The sequence below is a fragment of the Nocardia amamiensis genome (assembly GCF_015477605.1).
Classification (GTDB): Bacteria; Actinomycetota; Actinomycetes; order Mycobacteriales; family Mycobacteriaceae; genus Nocardia; species Nocardia amamiensis_A.
Genome location: NZ_JADLQX010000151.1, coordinates 1 through 1366, shown reverse-complemented (window position 1 = coordinate 1366; position 1366 = coordinate 1). Strand labels below are relative to the sequence as shown.

Genomic DNA, 1366 nt, shown 5'->3' with positions numbered 1-1366 from the left:
GCGGCGGGTGCGGGTGGTGCGGGTGCGCCGGGTGCGGGAACTCCGGGTGCGCCGGGTGCGCCGGTGCCCGGTGGGATGCACCCAGCCGCCTGCGGGTCACCCCCAGCCGCCTGCCCGGCCCCGGCACCCGGATCCCCCGGGCGGGCAGCCCCCGGAACCGCCGCACCCGGAACCCCGTAGGACTCCGCCGGACCCGGCAGATACCCCGGCAGCAGCCCCGGAACACCATGCGGGTCGGCCGAGGCCAACGGCCCGAACCCCACCCCCGGCAACCCCACCCGCGGCATCGGCGCCGGAACCGGCTGCACCACACACCCATCCACCACCCACGGCGCAGGCGCAGACGGCGGCGGGGGACAGAAAACGCCACACGGAATCGGCGGCAACCCCGGAATATTGATCATCACCTGCACCGGCGGCGCCGGCGGCGGCACCGGCCGCCGCGGCAACGGCGGCTGCGGCCCACGCTCCGGCGCCCCCGGCACCGTCGCCGCACTCATCTCCGACGACGGCGGCACCACACCCCGCGACCCCGGCGCCACCAACTCCGGCGACACCCGCACCTGCGCCGGCGACCCCCCACTCCGATACGCCGCCGACCAACTCAACACATTCCCCGCATACGCCAACGAATGGTTGTACCGCAACACCGCCCGCAACTCCTGGGCCGGATCCCGCAGATCCAACCCCCCCGCACACAAATACTTCCCCGCCGCCAACGCCGCATCGAACACATTATGCGGATCCGCCACCCCATCCCCATTCCCATCCGCCGCATACACCCCCCACGTCCCCGGCAAGAACTGCATCGGCCCCACCGCCCGCGCGAACCCCCCATCCCCCGACCGGATCACCTCATTCCCCGGCAAACTCCCATCCAACACCGGACCGAAAATCGGCGACACCGTCGTCCCCGCCGCATCCGTCCGCCCACCCCGCGCATGCCCCGACTCCACCCGCCCGATCCCCGCCAACAAACTCCACGACAACCCACACCCCGGCACCGAAGACCCCAACGCCAACTCCGCATTCCGATACGCCGCCAACACCACCTCCGGAATCCCCAACACACCCCCCACCACCGGCAACGAAAAATCCCGCCCCCCAACCCCACCCACCGACCCCACCCCCGGCGTCACCGCCCGCAACCCCCGCGGACCCTCCACCACCACCGGCAACAACCCCACCACCCCCGACAACCCCAACCCCGACCCCGACCCCGACGACACCACCAACACCCCCGACCCCGACACCACCGGCCCCGACACCACCCCCGAACCACTCACCACCACACCAGCAACCACCAAAGCCGAGACCGTCACCGGAGCAGAAACACGCATACGGCCACACCCAATCCCTCGACGTC

The 1366-nt window shown here is 72.0% G+C and carries 2 pseudogenes; both read right to left on the bottom strand.

Annotated elements, in window-relative coordinates:
- A pseudogene (locus IU459_RS39925) lies at nucleotides 1–311 on the bottom strand (cytochrome b/b6 domain-containing protein); the annotation flags it as partial.
- A 435-nt stretch (nucleotides 312–746) separates the two neighbouring features.
- A pseudogene (locus IU459_RS39920) lies at nucleotides 747–809 on the bottom strand (hypothetical protein); the annotation flags it as partial.
- Nucleotides 810–1366 lie beyond the last annotated feature (557 nt).